A 13,556-nucleotide genomic window follows, 5' to 3' on the forward strand; every position below is an offset into this window, starting at 1 on the left:
CGATACTCGATACAATCGTGGCAAGAAAACATGATGAAGTAAAAGCAACCGTTCTTCCGGAAAGACAAATTGACGGTCCTAAACGATCCATGTCTCAATCGCTTGCATCGGGAAGGCTGCCGCTTGGTGTGATTGCAGAAGTAAAAAAAGCGTCTCCTTCAAAAGGACTCATTGCTGAACGGTTTGACCCGGAAGGAACAGCACGCGACTATGAAGCTTCTGGAGCCGGAGCGATTTCGGTATTGACAGACCGGGACTTTTTCCAGGGAAACAATCGTTATCTGACGAGCATCAGAAATCAAGTCTCTCTGCCTGTGCTGCGAAAGGATTTTATAATTGATCATCTGCAAATTGAAGAAGCTGATTTAATCGGGGCTGACGCAATTCTGCTGATTGCAGCCTGTCTGGAGGAAGCGCAACTTAAAGAGTTTTCTCAGCATGCACGTGAACGAGGCATGGAATCATTAGTAGAAGTCCATGACGAGACGGAATTGGAAAAGGTGCTGCGAGCCTCTCAGCCTGATATGATAGGGGTGAATAACCGGGACCTGCGAACGTTTCACACTGATTTAAGTGTGTCCGAACGGCTGCGGCCGATGATCCCGGAATCGACGATGTTTATCAGCGAGAGCGGTATTCATACGGCTCAGGATGTAAAACGATTGTATGAAGCCGGAGCTGACGGTCTCTTAATCGGCGAAAGCCTGATGAAAAGCAGGGACCGGACGGCCTTCATTCGATCGTTATTTGGTGAACTGCAATGATGCTTAAATTTTGCGGGACACGTCATGAACTGGATTATCAAAAGGCTGTTGCTGCAGGACCTGACTTTATCGGCTTTATTTTTGCTGACAGCCCGCGTAAAGCAGATCCGGATGACGTGGCCCGGTGGATAGCAGGGTCCCCTCTGTCATCCGCTAAGCCGGTCGGAGTGTTTGTAAACGAAGACCTCGATCATTGCGCAGCGAAAGCGGTAAAAGCGGGCTTGGAGGTCATTCAACTGCATGGAACAGAATCTGCTGACTATGCAGCTGAACTGAAGCAGAAAACAGGGTGTCAAATCTGGAAGACGATTCATCATGCTGAAGACGGGCTGATGAAGATGAAGCGTTACCGTGACGTTGCCGACGGATATGTGATTGATACGAAAACAGCCGGAGCGTGGGGCGGGACAGGCGCGAAGTTTGACTGGAATGCAGTTCCTGAGTATATACAGGAAGCAGACTTCCAGGGTGTTCCAGCTTTCATTGCCGGCGGCGTTAATCCGGAGAATGCTGCGGAACTGGCTGAATACAAGCCGCATGGCATCGATGTGTCCTCCGGAATAGAAACAAATGGTCAAAATGATGAAAGGAAGATGATCAGCATGGTTCGAACTGTGAAAAACCATTATCAGGCTCCGGATGAACTGGGCCGCTTTGGAGACTACGGCGGCAGATATGTGCCGGAGACGTTAATGTTCGCGCTTGAAGAGCTTGAAGAATCATTCAGGAAAACCGCAGCTGACGAAAATTATTTAAAAGAGCTGCATCAAGAGCTGCACTCCTATTCAGGAAGACCGACCGGACTGACATATGCTGCCCGCCTTTCTGGAACTTACGGCGGAGCGGATATTTATTTAAAGCGGGAAGATTTAAACCATACAGGCGCTCATAAAATTAATAATGCGATTGCTCAGGCTCTTCTGGCCAAACGAATGGGTAAGACTCAGATTATTGCAGAAACCGGTGCCGGCCAGCACGGGGTTGCCTCCGCTACTGCTGCAGCCAGATTCGGACTATCCTGCAAGGTATTTATGGGCCGGGAAGATATTAAACGGCAGGAGCTGAATGTATTTCGCATGAAGCTGCTCGGGGCAGAAGTGATAGAAGTAACGTCCGGCGGCATGACGTTGAAAGATGCCACGAATGAAGCGATTAAGCATTGGGTTGCACATGTAGAAGACACCTTTTACCTGATCGGCAGTGCAGTCGGACCCCATCCTTATCCGGAAATGGTCCGGCATTTCCAAAGCGTCATTGGAGAAGAGAGCCGCAGACAGATGCTGGAATCAACAGGAAAGCTTCCCGATCATGTTGTCGCATGTGTAGGCGGCGGAAGCAACGCAATGGGCATGTTTTATCCTTTTATTAATGACGATGGGGTGAGCCTGACAGGCGTAGAGGCTGCCGGCCGCGGTGTTGATACAGATCAGCATGCCGCCACACTGGCACGTGGACGAAAAGGAGTGTTGCACGGATCGATGTCGTACTTGCTTCAGGATGAATATGGCAACATTACAGAACCTTATTCCATTTCTGCTGGACTCGATTATCCGGGTATCGGTCCGGAGCACGCTCACCTGAAAGACATAGGCAGAGTGAATTATGTACCTGTATCAGACGATGAAGCGATGGAAGCATTAAAAGACTTGTGCGAACTGGAAGGCATTCTTCCGGCAATCGAAACGGCGCATGCTCTCGCTTATGTGAAGAAACTAGCTCCTGAGATGAAGCAGGGTGAGTCTATTCTTGTATCCCTCTCAGGCAGAGGAGATAAAGATGTGAATACGATCAGGCAGGCGTTTGAGGAGGATCCGTCATGAACAGATTAAAGCAAGATGCATTTCTGCATGCTGAAAAACGATTTGTACCTTATATCATGAGCGGACATCCAGACTATGAATCGTCTGTTGAGATCGCACTTATGCTGGAACGTGCAGGAGCAGCAGCGCTTGAGTGGGGTGTTCCCTTCAGCGATCCGCTGGCAGATGGACCGGTTATTCAGTCAGCCGGTGACTATGCCCGAGCCAGAGGTGCAAGTCTGTCCAAAGCACTTGAAGGTGCAAAAGAAGCAAGGGAAAGAGGCCTGTCTATTCCGATGATTTTATTTACGTACATCAATCCCGTTCTTTCGGCTGGGATCGATAACGTACTGGATCGCATGCAGGAGGCTGGAATGGATGGTATTCTCATTCCGGACCTTCCATTTGAAGAGAGCGGTCCGCTTCGGGAAGCGGCTAAGGAGAGAGGTTTATCCCTCATCAGCCTCGTAGCACCAAGTTCCAGAACGAGAATGAAAAAAATCAGCCGTGAAGGGGACGGATTCATTTATTATGTCACATCACTCGGAGTGACTGGGACGAGAGAAAACTTCTCGGAGAACCTTCAAAAATCAATTGAGGAAGTCCGTGAAGCGGCCGAAGTTCCGGTTCTAGCTGGATTTGGCATCTCAAAACCGGAGCATGTTGCTTTTTTCCACTCGATCGCAGATGGTGTCATCGTTGGAAGTGCTCTCGTGCGCTGTATCAGTGAGAGAGCCGAAAAACTGGAAAATCGCTCAACCCGCGAAGAAGCACTTCGCGAAATTGAAGCATTTGTTGACGAGCTAACGTCAAAGCAGAAGGGATGATAAGCAATGCAGGTAAAACCATCCGTCAGAGGATTGAAGCCCTACCAGCCCGGAAAAACACCTGAGCAAGTCCGGGAAGAATTAGGTCTGGAGCGGGTCGTAAAACTCGCTTCAAATGAAAACCCGTATGGGGCTTCCCCGGAAGTAGCCAAGGCGGTAACAGAGTCGCTTGTAAATGTTGCTGTCTATCCTGATGGTGCAGCTCGCGCCCTTCGAAAAGAAACTGCTTCCCGGCTTGGCGTACAGGACAATCAGCTGCTGTTCGGCAACGGGTCAGATGAAGTTATTCTGATTCTGTGCCGGGCAGTGCTGGAGCATGGGGACAATATTGTTACAGCTTGGCCGACCTTCCCTCAATACCGCCATAACGCTGTTATAGAAGGTGCAGAGGTAAAGGAAGTACCTTTGCAAGAGGGCTTTCATGATTTACAGGCAATGGCATCAGAAGTGGACAGCCGTACTAAAATCGTCTTCGTCTGCAATCCGAATAACCCGTCAGGCACGCATACTGGTGCTGATGAATTTCGAGCATTCATGAAGCAGATTCCGGAAGACGTCATCGTTGTCAGCGACGAGGCATACAAAGAATATGTAGATACGGATGATTATCCGGATACACTCTCCATGATCGATGAATACCCGAATCTTCTTGTACTGCGCACGTTTTCCAAGGCATACGGAATTGCATCTCTTCGGGTAGGCTACGGTGTCGGCAATGTAGAACTGATCGCTGCTGTTGAACCGGGAAGAGAGCCGTTCAACACGAACAGCGCTGCTCAGGCAGGAGCGCTCGCGGCATTGAAAGATGTTCAGTTTTTGGATCGCTGTGTGAGCAGTAATTCAGCAGAGAAGCGAAAGTTCGAACAGTTTTGTGAGGAAAACGGATTTCATTATTACCCAAGCCAGGCAAACTTTATTTTAATGAGCGTGGATCTTCCCGGAGGCGACGTTTTTGATCACCTGCAGCGCAATGGATTTATCGTCCGTAACGGTGAGGCGCTGGGCTTTCCGCGTCACGTAAGAATTACATTCGGCAGACCGGAAGATAACGACCGGATTCAGGAAGAACTGCTTGCACTTCGGCAGGAGGAGGCAGGAGTTGACTAAAAAAATCTTTATAGCAGGGCTTGGCTTGATTGGAGGATCGCTTGCACTTGCAGTAAAAGCAGGTCATCCAAAAGCTGAAATCATCGGATTTGATTTGAATGAAAAAGCCATGAAGCTGGCGTCCAGCCTTCAGATTATTGACCACGCTGCCGACTCGCTTGCTGGTGCTGAAGAAGCTGATTTTATTATTATTGCTGCACCGGTTGAAAGTTCTCTCACCGTGATGGATGAGCTCGCTGGCCTTTCGCTGAAAGAAGGGGCAGTGATCACCGATGTGGGCAGCACGAAGCAGTCTGTAGTCGAAAAAGCTTGTGTATTTGCTGGAAGCGGCGCGATTTTTATCGGGGGACATCCGATGGCTGGTTCGCATAAATCAGGTGTAGAGGCCTCAAGAGAAAGGCTGTTTGAAAATGCGTTTTATGTATTGACGCCGGGACCGGATGTTACCGATTCCATGCTTATTAAGCTGCAAAATTTACTGCGGGGAACGAAAGCTAAGTTTTTGCGGCTTGAAGCTGCAGATCATGACCGCTATGCCGGACTGATCAGTCATCTTCCGCATATTATTGCGTCAGCGCTCGTACACGAAGTAGAAGAAGCGGGAAAAGAAGAACCGCTCGTTCAGCAGCTTGCTGCAGGCGGTTTCCGAGATATAACGAGAATTGCTTCTGCTTCTCCGACGATGTGGCGGGATATTCTCGTGCACAATAAAGAGACGCTGCTGCCGATGCTGGAAAGCTGGAAAAATAGACTTCATGGCATTGAACAGCTTCTTCGGGAGGACGATTCAGAAGGGATTTATGCCTTTTTTGAACGCGCAAAATCATCACGTGATAAACTTCCGTCGAGGCAGAAAGGCGCCATGCTGCCTTTTTATGACCTGTTTGTTGATATCCCGGACCATCCCGGGGTTATTTCAGATGTCACCGGCCTTCTTGCTGTTCAAAATATAAGCATCACCAACATTCGGATTATTGAAGCGCGAGAAGGAATTATGGGCGTACTTCGTCTTTCATTCAGATCGGAAAGTGATCTGATCTATGCCAAGCAGGTGCTGGAAGAACATATGTATGAGACGTATGAAGCCCCGTAGAGAGGAGATACAGCTATGATGCAGGAAACAATCAGTCCCGCGAACGGTCCGCTGACAGGAACGATCCGGGTACCAGGAGATAAATCAATAAGCCATCGGGCGGTGATGTTTGCTTCGCTTGCAGAAGGGACTACGACCATCACCGGTTTTTTACGGGGGCAGGACTGCCTGAGTACGATCAGATGCATGCGTCAGCTCGGTGTTACCATAACCGAAAACCAACATGAAGTAGTGGTAGAAGGGAGACCGGAAGGCGGTTTTTCTGAACCGGATGCGCTGCTTGATGTCGGTAATTCCGGAACAACGATCAGGCTTTTGAGCGGCATTCTGGCCGGGGAGCCGATCTTTTCTGTGCTGGCAGGAGACGATTCGATTGCAAAGCGCCCTATGTCGAGAGTAACGGGACCGTTAAAAATGATGAATGCTGTTATTGATGGAAGAGACAAAGGCCGACTGACGCCTATTTCCATTCGCGGAGGCGGTTTGACCGGTATTCATTACATGTCTCCCGTAGCAAGCGCGCAGGTGAAATCTGCCATATTGCTGGCAGGTCTTCAGGCGGACGGCCGTACAACAGTGACGGAACCTCACGTCTCCAGGGATCATACGGAGAGGATGCTTAAAGCATTTGGTGTTCAGCTGGAACAAAACAACACCAGCGTCTCACTTACAGGCGGACAGAAATTGAAAGCTGCTGATATTCACGTGCCAGGAGATATTTCTTCAGCTGCATTTATGATGGTAGCAGCATCTATTATTCCAGGTAGCAGCGTGACGCTGGAAAATACCGGGATTAATCCAACCCGGACAGGAATAATCGACGTATTAAAACGAATGGGAGCCGATATCAGCCTTCATCAAGAGCGGATCGAAGGGGGAGAGCCGGTGGCGGACATTCAGGTGAATTATGCGCCGCTTCAAGCAACAGAAGTATCAGGAAGCGATATTCCGAGATTGATTGATGAAGTGCCGGCACTGGCCCTTGCAGCCGTATTTGCTGAAGGAGAAACTGTTATTCGGGATGCTGCCGAACTTAAAGTGAAAGAAACGAACCGGATCGATACAGTGGTGGATCAGCTTAACCTGCTTGGGGCTTCCTGCAGTGCGACAGAAGACGGGATGAGAATAAATGGGGGGACAGGCTTGACAGGCGGCATAGTAGAAAGCTATCATGATCATCGTATCGGCATGACGATGGCACTTGCCGGACTAGTGGCCGACGGTGAAGTAACCGTTAAGGATACCGACGCTGTAGCTGTTTCGTATCCTGGTTTTTTTGAAGACTTGCAAACATTAATGTAAGGCAGATAGATGAAAAGGCGGTCGAAATGTTCGACGGCCTTTTTCTGTCTGCCTGTAACGGAGGGGATCACGATGAACGAAGAACTCCGGAATATTATTACCCGGATTGAAAATGGCGAACATGAAGAAGCGCTCACCGACTTGGAACAACTGACCAGGGAAGCTGACGATGAAACAAAGCGGACAGCAGCGGAGCTTTACTTCGAGCTTGGTTTAGTTGACCGGGCGCTGCCGATCGTTGAAGAGCTGTTGTTTAACTATCCGGAAAACGGGGAGTTATTTGCATTTGCCTCAGAGTGCTACATGGAGCTGGGACGGGAACAGGAAGCGCTGGACATGCTGAACGAGATAGACAGCTCGGATAAAGCTTATTTGCAGGCGAGGCTCCTGCTTGCAGATCTGTATGAAAGTGAAGGACTGGAAGAAGTCGCGGAACAGAAGCTGCTGGAAGCGAAAGAGGTCATGCCGGAGGAACCGCTTCTTCAGCTGGGACTTGGAGAATTTTATTTAAACCGGGGTGATTACCAGACAGCTGTTTCCTGGTTCAGAAAAGCGGTTCTTGGCGGAAAGCTTCCGGATGACCTGCCCATCAATCCACATGTGCGGCTTGCGGAGGCGTACAGTGCAGCCGGACAGTTTGAAGAGGCAGTTGATCATTATAAGTCAGGTATGGAGAAAGAAGAAACGGCGGACGGCCTGTTCGGACTCGGGGTTACGTCGCTCCAGCTTGAACGATATACGGATGCGGCAGATGCACTCGAAAAACTGATCGAACAAGATCCCGATTATACGACTGCCTACAGTGTGCTTGGCAGAGTATATATAGCCGTTAAAAGATGGGAAGAAGCTGCTGAAACGCTGAAGCAGGGAATCGCCCGAGATGAATACAATGAAGAGCTGTATTTGCAGATGGCAAGGCTGCAGCTGTCCAGAGGAGAAGAGGCAGAGGGCCGCAGCTTCCTGTCCAGGGTTATCGCTATGAATCCTTCCAACGTTTCAGCTGTAAAAGAGGCCTTGTATTTATATGAGGAACGCGGAGATTATGAGGAAGTTCTCGACTTGATCCGTTTTCTCGATGAATATAATGAATTTGATCCGCTTTATGAGTGGTTCCGGGCGAAAGCACTTTTTGAAGAAGACGATGTGTCGGGTGCCGCCCAGGCAGTTGATGCCGCATTTTCCGACGGCTCCGGCCAGGACGACAGCCTCATGCTGGAAGAAGCTGCCGACATCTATTTTGCAGCTGGCAGAACAGAAAAGGCGCTTGCCTCACTCAAAGCAGCGTTTGCAGCAGACCCGGACAGGGTTGATTTGGAAGCAAAAATTGAAGATGTCGAAGACCGGCTCCGTTCTGACGGTCAACAGAGCTGATAAATAGGAGCCGGGCTTGTCCGCATAGCAGGTTAGATGCTTCTCATTTGCCGAATGTCAGTCTAAAATTTTTGCAGGAATTCGGCTTCCCTTGTAGAATAAGTATTATAAGCTGACAGCGCTTACGCCCGAAGGAGGGAGATGCAGTGGCTTCTATTTCTGTTTTAGAAAAAAAAGACTTTTTGAAATGGTTTTTGGACAAGTACCAGCTGAAGCGGAGAGAGTGTGCCTGGCTCCTCAATTTCCTGATGAGTGATGATGTTCTGATGGAAAGGGTGCACTTTGTGGAGAAAGCCGAATTTTGTCCGAAAGCTCTCATGATTTCGGCAAACGATGTGGATCAGGTTCCTTTTGCCTTTCATAAAAACCAGCACGTGACGATGGATGCCGAAAAGTCATTCCATGATATCCGTCTGAACCGAAGTGAAGAGATTTTCATTCAGCTGAATTTTAAAGAAAAGCAGCTTGTGCCTGAATACGCCGCTGTACTGGAGGAAAACCCGTACCTGCCTGAAAACAGGGAAGAGGAGGCGGTTACGTCGCTGCTCGCTGAGATTGTACTTGATCAATCCCTGCGAACGCAGGAACTGGGCCGGCTCGAACTTGATATTGACCGGGCACTTTCTGAAGGGAACCGGGAACAGTTTAATCAATTGTCTAAAAAGTATGCGGAATTAAAGGCCCTTGAAAGCTGAGGGCTTTTCTCATGCCGAAAAACAAAAGGGAGTGCTACGCGATGAAATGGATCGGGAAGGATATGGATACATACAGCCAGGCTGCCGAATATATAGATACAGCTGTTATTCCGCTGATTCCGGCGGCACCAGGAAAAAAAATGAAGGATGCTGTTAAGATGGCTGAATTTACCGAATATCTCGCTGAATACGTTGAACAACAGTATACAGGCAGAGTCTTTTTGCTGCCGCCATTCACCTACCTTTTAACAGAGCCGCTCGCAGATCGGATGGAGCGTCTGCTGACGTGGCAGCAGGCGTTCAGCAAAGAGGGATTTGAGCACTTTCTGTACCTGACAGCAGATATGGACTGGCGCACAGCGGATACAAAAGGAAATGGAGAGCTAGTATGGGTGCCGTCATTCCCGCTTAAAGGAATGGATGGACGTGATAAGCTTCAGTCGATCGAACAGCAGGCGCAGCAGATCATTCCAATAATGACAGATAAATGGACGTCTTCCGGAAGAGACGACAGCCAGAATTAAGAAATGAATCAACAAAATGGGAGCAAAGAAGGGCTGCAAATTTATACAGCTCAAAAGCGCTTTCATACAATATTATTCTTGTAAAATGAATCCATTGATTTTATTGACACAGCTCAATCCGATAAGCTATGATTGATATGTCTTAGTATGATTTTTTATAAAAGTGTGTGTAGAAACGGAAGTGAGGAGGGAAGGTTGTGAGCGAGAAGAACCACAGAGTCTCTAGACGCCAGTTCCTTACCTACACGCTTACAGGTGTAGGCGGTTTCATGGCAGCAGGAATGCTCGCTCCCATGGTGAGAATGGCCCTGGATCCAGCACTTGAAGCTGCAGGTGATTCAGAGTTTGTTTCTGTCGGCCTTAGCGAAGATGAAGTGACGGAAGAGCCACAGCGTGTTGACTTTAACGTAGAGCTTGATGACGGCTGGTATACGTCGGAACAAAGCCGGTCAGCATGGGTTCTCCGGTACGATGACGAGATTCTTGCGCTGTCACCAATCTGTACCCATCTGGGTTGTACAGTAAACTGGGGCACGAACGAAGACAATCCGGAAGAATTCTTCTGCCCATGTCATTTTGGACGGTTTGAGCGGGATGGTACGAATGTTGCGGGTACACCTCCTACGAGACCGTTGGACGTGTATGATGTAGAAGTTCGGGACGGAATGATTTATTTAGGTCAGATTAATCAACGTGGTTAAATAAGGGGGGCCAGCTATGTTACAGAAAGTGTACGACTGGGTGGACGAACGGCTCGATATTACCCCTCTATGGCGCGATATTGCGGACCACGAGGTGCCTGAGCACGTTAATCCGGCCCATCATTTCTCAGCTTTTGTCTACTGCTTCGGCGGTTTGACGTTTTTCGTTGTCGTCATCCAGATTTTGTCTGGTATGTTCCTGACGATGTATTATGTACCTGATATTATTCATGCATATGAATCTGTTTATTACTTACAAAACGAAGTTACCCACGGTATGATCGTCCGGGGTATGCATCACTGGGGTGCCAGTTTGGTTATCGTCATGATGTTCCTGCATACACTGCGGGTATTCTTTACCGGCTCTTATAAGAAGCCGCGTGAACTGAACTGGGTTGTCGGAGTTCTACTTTTCTTCGTCATTCTGGGACTAGGCTTCACAGGATACCTGCTGCCATGGGATATGAAGGCTTACTTTGCAACAGTGGTTGGACTCGAAATTGCGGAGGCAGCACCATTCGTTGGTGAATTTGCCAGGGTACTGCTTGCCGGCGGTGACATCATCGGTGCACAGACCCTCGCCCGATTCTTTGCGATTCACGTCTTCTTCCTTCCGGGAGCACTGCTCGGTCTGCTTGGAGCCCACTTCTTTATGATCCGTAAGCAGGGTATTTCCGGACCATTGTAAAATCAAAGATGAGGAGGGGACAATATGCATCGCGGAAAAGGGATGAAGTTTGTAGGCGACTCTCGAGTGCCTGCAGAACGTAAACCTAATATACCGAAGGATTACTCAGAATATCCGGGGAAAACAGAAGCCTTCTGGCCGAACTTCCTTCTGCGTGAGTGGATGGTCGGGGCAGTTTTCCTGATCGGCTTTCTTGTACTGACGGTTGCCCACCCGGCTCCGCTCGAAACGATCGCTGATCCGACAGAAACCGGTTATGTTCCTCTGCCGGACTGGTACTTCCTGTTCCTGTATCAGCTCCTGAAGTATGAGTTTGCTGCAGGACCGTACACAGTGATGGGAGCGGTTGTTATTCCGGGCGTAGCGTTTGGGGCACTGCTGCTTGCACCATGGCTTGACGGTGGCAAGGAGCGCCGCTTCTATAAGCGTCCGATCGGAACCGGACTTATGATTCTCGGTGTCATTTCAATCATTTTCCTAACTTGGGAATCTGTTGACCAGCACGACTGGGAAGCTGCTGAACAGCAGGGACAGATTCAGGAGGATATGGAAATCGATGAATCGGCTGCCGGTTATGAAATTTACCAGACTCAGGATTCCTGTATCAGCTGTCACGGCGGAGATATGATGGGCGGCGCTGCCGGTCCAAACATCTTCGAAAGTGACTATGATACGGATGAAGTAATCGACATCATTCAAAATGGTATTGGTGAAATGCCTGGCGACCAGTTCGAAGGCTCTGACGAAGAGCTTGAGACGCTAGCGGCATTTATCGCCAATGACGGCCAGGATCCGGATAACGGTGACGGCGGCGATGGTGGCGACGATGAAGACGAAGATGATGGTGAAGAGAATAATGACGGCGAAGAAAATGAAGATGCCGGAGATAATGAAGAATAATAAGTAAGAAAATGCCGGTGATAGTGTGTGTCACCGGCATTTTTCTATGTTTCCGGAGGCTGATTATGATGAAGGAGTATTTGTTTTACATACTGAAGGACAGGCGTTTCTTATGGGCCTTGTTTATCGTCAACCTTCTGGGAACGATTTACGGGTATGTCTGGTATGAGGCACAGCTGATGCAGACTCCTTACTATTTCCTGCCTTTTGTTCCGGACAGCCCGACAGCGAGTCTTTTTTTTACAATAGTGCTCGGATGTTACCTGGCAGGCAGGCAGTGGCCGCTGATGGAAGCCCTTGCTGCTGTCACGCTGATCAAGTATGGAGTCTGGGCGGTCGTCATGAATTTGGCCGCCGGAGCCGCCGGAGACACCTTGAACATTTTACATTGGATGCTTGTATTCTCACATGCAGGAATGGCACTGCAGGCGCTGCTCTACCTTCCATTTTACAGAATTAAGCCAATACACTTAGTGTTAACAGGTGTATGGACGGTTCATAATGATATCATTGATTACGTCTTTGGAATGCATCCTTGGATTTCTGCCTCATTGCAGCCTTACACGCCTCAAATTGGCTATTTTACTTTCTGGCTTGGTATATTGGGGCTCGTGATCGTATTTAAAGGTGCCCGTCAAAGCAGAAGTTTTGACTTTCAAGTCAAGTCTGACTAAAATTAACCTTAGAAATCATGTTAGGAGGGGGTTCATTCATGTTCGGTTCAATGACGATGTTTTTGCTTTATTTTGCAGCACTGATCGCTATTCCGCTCTGGGCGAATTCCAGAGTCAAAAGTGCCTATAAAAAATATTCACAGGTACCCGCTTCTTCCGGAATGACGGGGGCTGAGACCGCAAGAAAAATTTTGGACGACAACGGACTGTTCGATGTCACAGTAGAGCCGGTCAAAGGCAAACTGACGGATCATTACGATCCTCGTACAAAAACCGTTCGTCTTTCTGAACAAAACTATTTTAAGAACTCTGTCGCCGGAGCAGCGGTTGCAGCTCATGAAGTTGGTCACGCCATTCAGGATGCGGAATCCTATTCGTTTCTTAAATTCCGCTCCGCGCTTGTACCAGTTGCAAGCTTTGGTTCCAACAGTGCCATCTTTTTCATCATAGGTGGTATGCTGCTTCAGTTCAGTGAGCTGATGCTCGCAGGAATTGTGCTGATGTCGTTTGCAGTGTTGTTTCAACTCGTCACTCTCCCTGTAGAATTCAACGCTTCTTCAAGGGCAATGGACCAAATTGTTTCAAGCGGCGTTATTCGTAACGATGAGGAACGGGAAACGAAAAAAGTACTCAACGCTGCTGCACTAACGTATGTAGCAGGGGCTCTCGTAGTCGTACTTGAACTGCTTCGTTTTGTTTATATGTATATTCTGATGAATAACGATTAAGTCGTCTGTTAATAAACGAATTCAGACTGATTCAACAACGAGGGGCTCTTCCTATGGAAGAGCCCCTCGTTGTTGAAAAAGTCTTACAACTTACATGTTTATTCGTTTGGTTGTATTTCCCCTCTGTTTACCGGCGGAAGCTTGCCGTGGGCTGGCCTTCAGCTATTTCTCAGGGTGACCCCTGAGAAAGGATCTTCAGGCTGCGCGGCTTCCACTGGCGTCTCCGCCGGACACATCGGGGAAACGGCTCTGCCTAGTGGAAAACAACTTCCCACTAGGCAGACTCGACTGTTTTTTTACGTTTATCATGAATTCGATGAAGGACTGACATCCCTATTTAACATCGAAACGTTTTATTGGGAAGGTTCTATCTGTATGAAAGC

General features: G+C 48.7%; 15 protein-coding genes. All 15 read left to right on the top strand.

The window, feature by feature from the left end; translation table 11 throughout:
* Positions 1-2: 2 nt before the first annotated feature.
* On the top strand, positions 3-764 hold the full coding sequence (gene trpC, locus HCN83_RS11520) for an indole-3-glycerol phosphate synthase TrpC (RefSeq protein WP_168007467.1): 762 nt from the start codon (positions 3-5) through the stop codon (positions 762-764).
* A complete protein-coding gene (trpB, locus tag HCN83_RS11525) occupies positions 761-2,584 on the top strand; it encodes a tryptophan synthase subunit beta (protein WP_205774610.1) in 1,824 nt (607 codons plus the stop codon). The genes trpC and trpB overlap by 4 nt, the downstream gene beginning before the upstream one ends.
* Entirely contained in the window at positions 2,581-3,390 is an 810-nt protein-coding gene (gene trpA, locus HCN83_RS11530) for a tryptophan synthase subunit alpha (protein ID WP_168007444.1), read from the top strand. Before trpB ends, trpA begins: the two co-directional genes overlap by 4 nt.
* A gap of 6 nt (positions 3,391-3,396) precedes the next feature.
* Positions 3,397-4,497, top strand: coding sequence for a histidinol-phosphate transaminase (hisC, locus tag HCN83_RS11535; RefSeq protein WP_168007446.1), 1,101 nt, complete (start codon positions 3,397-3,399; stop codon positions 4,495-4,497).
* Positions 4,490-5,590, top strand: a complete 1,101-nt coding sequence (locus tag HCN83_RS11540) for a prephenate dehydrogenase (protein ID WP_168007448.1) — start codon at positions 4,490-4,492, stop codon at positions 5,588-5,590. Before hisC ends, HCN83_RS11540 begins: the two co-directional genes overlap by 8 nt.
* 15 nt (positions 5,591-5,605) lie before the next feature.
* Positions 5,606-6,892 (top strand): 3-phosphoshikimate 1-carboxyvinyltransferase, encoded by a 1,287-nt coding sequence (gene aroA, locus HCN83_RS11545; protein ID WP_168007450.1) that lies wholly within the window; start codon positions 5,606-5,608, stop codon positions 6,890-6,892.
* A gap of 72 nt (positions 6,893-6,964) precedes the next feature.
* A complete protein-coding gene (locus HCN83_RS11550) occupies positions 6,965-8,263 on the top strand; it encodes a tetratricopeptide repeat protein (protein ID WP_168007452.1) in 1,299 nt (432 codons plus the stop codon).
* 146 nt (positions 8,264-8,409) lie between these two features.
* Positions 8,410-8,958 carry a ReoY family proteolytic degradation factor gene (locus HCN83_RS11555; RefSeq protein ID WP_168007453.1) on the top strand — a complete coding sequence of 183 codons (549 nt, stop codon included), beginning with the start codon at positions 8,410-8,412 and terminating at the stop codon, positions 8,956-8,958.
* A gap of 41 nt (positions 8,959-8,999) precedes the next feature.
* Positions 9,000-9,482, top strand: coding sequence for a YpiF family protein (locus tag HCN83_RS11560; RefSeq protein ID WP_168007455.1), 483 nt, complete (start codon positions 9,000-9,002; stop codon positions 9,480-9,482).
* 197 nt (positions 9,483-9,679) lie between these two features.
* Complete coding sequence (locus HCN83_RS11565) at positions 9,680-10,183, top strand: Rieske 2Fe-2S domain-containing protein (RefSeq protein ID WP_168007457.1); 504 nt, start codon at positions 9,680-9,682, stop codon at positions 10,181-10,183.
* A gap of 16 nt (positions 10,184-10,199) precedes the next feature.
* A complete protein-coding gene (gene qcrB / locus HCN83_RS11570) occupies positions 10,200-10,871 on the top strand; it encodes a menaquinol-cytochrome c reductase cytochrome b subunit (protein ID WP_168007458.1) in 672 nt (223 codons plus the stop codon).
* Between the two features lie 24 nt (positions 10,872-10,895).
* Complete coding sequence (locus tag HCN83_RS11575; protein WP_168007459.1) at positions 10,896-11,771, top strand: menaquinol-cytochrome c reductase cytochrome b/c subunit; 876 nt, start codon at positions 10,896-10,898, stop codon at positions 11,769-11,771.
* A 68-nt stretch (positions 11,772-11,839) separates the two neighbouring features.
* Positions 11,840-12,445, top strand: a complete 606-nt coding sequence (locus tag HCN83_RS11580) for a DUF1405 domain-containing protein (RefSeq protein ID WP_168007460.1) — start codon at positions 11,840-11,842, stop codon at positions 12,443-12,445.
* A gap of 38 nt (positions 12,446-12,483) precedes the next feature.
* On the top strand, positions 12,484-13,173 hold the full coding sequence (locus HCN83_RS11585) for a zinc metallopeptidase (protein WP_246238208.1): 690 nt from the start codon (positions 12,484-12,486) through the stop codon (positions 13,171-13,173).
* Between the two features lie 174 nt (positions 13,174-13,347).
* Positions 13,348-13,556: hypothetical protein (locus HCN83_RS18240; protein WP_205774611.1), on the top strand; the 209-nt coding region annotated here is incomplete at its 3' end.

The organism is Alkalicoccus luteus (assembly GCF_012034335.1).
Taxonomy (GTDB): Bacteria; Bacillota; Bacilli; order Bacillales; family Salisediminibacteriaceae; genus Alkalicoccus; species Alkalicoccus luteus_A.